This is a genomic window from Acinetobacter sp. CFCC 10889 (assembly GCF_003268395.1).
Lineage (GTDB): Bacteria > Pseudomonadota > Gammaproteobacteria > Pseudomonadales > Moraxellaceae > Acinetobacter.
In genome coordinates this window covers 1-3,298 of sequence record NZ_LQXQ01000121.1, presented here as the reverse complement: position 1 = coordinate 3,298, position 3,298 = coordinate 1, and the positions used below count along the sequence as shown (strand labels likewise).

The 3,298-nt window shown below is 39.4% G+C and carries 3 protein-coding genes and 2 pseudogenes; 3 read left to right on the top strand and 2 right to left on the bottom strand.

Annotated elements, in window-relative coordinates:
* A pseudogene (locus AVJ19_RS20640) lies at nucleotides 1-188 on the bottom strand (hypothetical protein); the annotation flags it as partial.
* Nucleotides 189-281: 93 nt separating this feature from the next.
* Nucleotides 282-674 (bottom strand): Cd(II)/Pb(II)-responsive transcriptional regulator, encoded by a 393-nt coding sequence (gene cadR, locus AVJ19_RS20635; RefSeq protein ID WP_000550240.1) that lies wholly within the window; start codon nucleotides 672-674, stop codon nucleotides 282-284.
* Nucleotides 675-763: 89 nt separating this feature from the next.
* On the opposite strand from cadR, the gene AVJ19_RS20630 reads away from it, so the two are divergent.
* The 3 genes and pseudogenes from AVJ19_RS20630 to AVJ19_RS20620 all read left to right on the top strand — a co-directional run.
* Complete coding sequence (locus AVJ19_RS20630; RefSeq protein WP_005093338.1) at nucleotides 764-2,044, top strand: cation transporter; 1,281 nt, start codon at nucleotides 764-766, stop codon at nucleotides 2,042-2,044.
* Nucleotides 2,045-2,107: 63 nt separating this feature from the next.
* Complete coding sequence (locus AVJ19_RS20625; RefSeq protein ID WP_089606600.1) at nucleotides 2,108-2,812, top strand: IS6-like element IS1006 family transposase; 705 nt, start codon at nucleotides 2,108-2,110, stop codon at nucleotides 2,810-2,812.
* A 49-nt stretch (nucleotides 2,813-2,861) separates the two neighbouring features.
* Nucleotides 2,862-3,298: pseudogene (locus tag AVJ19_RS20620) on the top strand (recombinase family protein); the annotation flags it as partial.

Sequence of the window (3,298 nt, the reverse complement as noted above, 5' to 3'; positions counted from 1 at the left end):
CTATAGGCTCCCATTTTTAGATTCGTATAACGTTGAACCCAACGGTAAATAGTCGTGTGATCAACATTCACACCCCGTTCGGCCAGCATTTCCTGCAGTTCACGATAGCTAATGCCATATTTACAATACCAGCGCACAGCCCAAAGAATGATTTCGCCCTGAAAATGCCGACCATGGAAAGGATTCATATGCTGCACCTTTAGCTAAAACAGTCTTCAGCTTACCATTCGTGGTTATTTGCAACAGTGCCGATTTTTTGAAAAAAGCATAGGTCTAGATAATCAAGCTAGATTTTTTAAAACTCCACATTGGTCAATTGTACATAAACCATCACAAGTACCTCTTAAATCAGATAGTTGTTCAATAAGCTTTTGTTGCTTGATTATATTTTCTCTGATAGCACTGACATGTAAGTCAATTAATTCATTCACATCTGAACAATTTTTCTCAGGTTTGTCTTTATAGGTAAGTAATTGACGAATTTCATTCAAACTCATATTTAAAGTTCGGCAATTCAAAATAAATTTAATTCGCTCAACATAGCCTACATCGTAAAGGCGGTAATTTCCTTCCGTTCTTTCCGGTTCCGGAATTAAACCTTCCTTTTCATAAAACCTAATTGTTAATACTGAACATGAGGTTTTTTTAGAGAGTTCACCAATTTTTAAATGCATTGAGTTAGTATTTCCAAAGATTCTTGACTCTATAGTAACTATAGGGATTCTAATATTCAAAGTTTATAATTTTTTTAATGGGTATAATTATGAGTGGTTGTGGATGTAGTAAAGAAACACCATGCGAAGATAAGAAATCTCAACAAGAAAATCATCCATCAATTGCAGAAGCAAACAATTCAAAGAATTGCGATAATACGCTTAGCTGTTGTGGTGAAGAGGAAGAAAAAAAATCTTCATCTCCTTGCTGTAACACTTCAAACAGTTGTGAAGATACCGCTCAATCCTGTTGTGGTTCTGATCCCAAAGAAAATTTAAGCACTGAAGACGTTTTAAAAGATTCGCACTACATGAGTGAATACTTAGTTCCCAAAATGGATTGTTCTGCGGAAGAACAGATGGTTCGTATGGCGCTATCTTCAATTGATGGTGTTCAAAAACTCATCTTTGATTTACCTAACCGTTCTTTAAAGGTTCTACATAATCAAAAAGATGAAAATATAACCACCAAACTTGAAGCTTTGGGTTTTGGTGCAAAGCTTGTGAAGACTGAAACTTATATAAGCAATCAACAGGCTAAGCAAACAAGTACCTACACCATTCCTAAAATGGATTGCTCTGCTGAAGAGCAAATGGTCCGTATGGCTCTTGCAGATATTGAAGCAGTTAAAGGTCTTACTTTTGATCTTCCCAATCGAAAACTGAAAGTCTTCCATAATGAAGGGATTCAGCAAATTACGGCTAAACTCGAAGGACTGGGTTTTGGGGCGAAACTTGATGAAATACAGCTTTCTTCAGGCGATATACCTAATGAACCTGATCCTGTGAGACAAGCTAAAGTACTTAAACTGTTATTAGGTATTAATGCTCTACTTTTCTTTATAGAATTCATCAGCGGTATTATTGCTGCGTCTACAGGATTGATTGCTGATTCTCTAGATATGTTTGCCGATGCAGCCGTTTATGGTATTGCGCTATATGCCGTCGGAAAAGCTGCGAAATATCAAATAAAAGCAGCCCATTTCGCAGGTTGGATTCAGTTATTACTTGCTGTTATCGTGATTGTTGATGTCATTAGACGATTCATGTTTGGAAGCGAGCCAGAATCAACGCTCATGATTGTTATTGGCCTGCTCGCACTTATAGCTAACGTGACATGCTTATATCTTATTTCTGGTCATCGAGAAGATGGCGCACATATGAAAGCCAGTTGGATTTTCTCGGCGAATGACGTTGTCGTAAATATGGGCGTTATATTTGCCGGTGTACTCGTGGCGTGGACGGGATCAGCTTATCCAGACTTAATCATTGGCATACTGGTTTCTTTATTCGTACTGAATGGTGCCCGAAAAATTTTGGCTTTGAAGTAAGGGCACTGTTGCAAATAACCACGAATGGTAAGCTGAAGACTGTTTTAGCTAAAGGTGCAGCATATGAATCCTTTCCATGGTCGGCATTTTCAGGGCGAAATCATTCTTTGGGCTGTGCGCTGGTATTGTAAATATGGCATTAGCTATCGTGAACTGCAGGAAATGCTGGCCGAACGGGGTGTGAATGTTGATCACACGACTATTTACCGTTGGGTTCAACGTTATGCTCCTGAAATAGAAAAACGTTTACGCTGGTATTGGCGTAATCCTACAGATCTGAGCTCGTGGCATATTGATGAAACCTATGTAAAAGTGAATGGACGATGGTCTTATCTGTATCGTGCAGTCGATCAACGTGGCGATACCATTGATTTTTATCTTTCTTCTAGACGTAATACCAAATCAGCATATTGTTTTCTTGGAAAAATTTTAAATAATGTGAAGAAGTGGCAAATTCCACAAGTGATCAACACGGATAAAGCACCCACATATGGACGTGCTTTATCACGGTTAAAACGGGAAGGTAAATGTCCACCAGACCTTGAGCACAGGCAGATTAAGTATAAAAATAACGTGATTGAATGTGATCATGGCAAGCTAAAGCGGATCATCAGGACCACATTAGGATTCAAATCTATGAAGACGGCTTATGCCACAATTAAAGGTATTGAAGTCATGCGTGCACTACGTAAAGGACAAGCATCGTCATTTTATTATGGTCAGCCTCAGGGTGAAGTGTGTCTAATCAACAGGGTTTTCGGTCTCTAAGTACTTTTTAAAGGGAACATCATCGACTCAAATCTCTATTTGCAACAGTGCCCCTAAATTTCAGGAAATGTTGAACTATGTCCGGGAAGGGGACAGGGTGATTGTACATTCAATGGATCGTTTTGCGCGAAGCCTAAAAGATTTGGTCACTGAAGTAGATAAACTGGTCAAACGAGGGATCGCCATCCAGTTTGTAAAAGAAAATATTACTTTTACAGCCGAATCCACCCCGATGGATAATTTGATGCTTCAAATGATGGGTGCTTTTGCACAGTTCGAACGTGAGATCATTTTAGAGCGGCAAAAGGAAGGAATAAAACTCGCCTCTGCTCAGGGGAAGTACAAAGGTCGGGTGCATAAACTAAAGCCTGACCAAGCTGAAGCTTTACGACAAGCATGGAAGGAGGGGAAGTATCCATCGAAAATGGCATTAGGGAAAGCTTTTGGGATTAGTCGTCAGGCGGTATACCGATATTTACAAGGGGG

Bases quoted from the DNA above. Each gene is read 5' to 3' on its own strand.
- AVJ19_RS20625 (WP_089606600.1), top strand. From the start codon at position 2,108: ATGAATCCTTTCCATGGTCGGCATTTTCAGGGCGAAATCATTCTTTGG.
- AVJ19_RS20630 (WP_005093338.1), top strand. From the start codon at position 764: ATGAGTGGTTGTGGATGTAGTAAAGAAACACCATGCGAAGATAAGAAA.
- cadR (WP_000550240.1), bottom strand. From the start codon at position 674: ATGCATTTAAAAATTGGTGAACTCTCTAAAAAAACCTCATGTTCAGTA.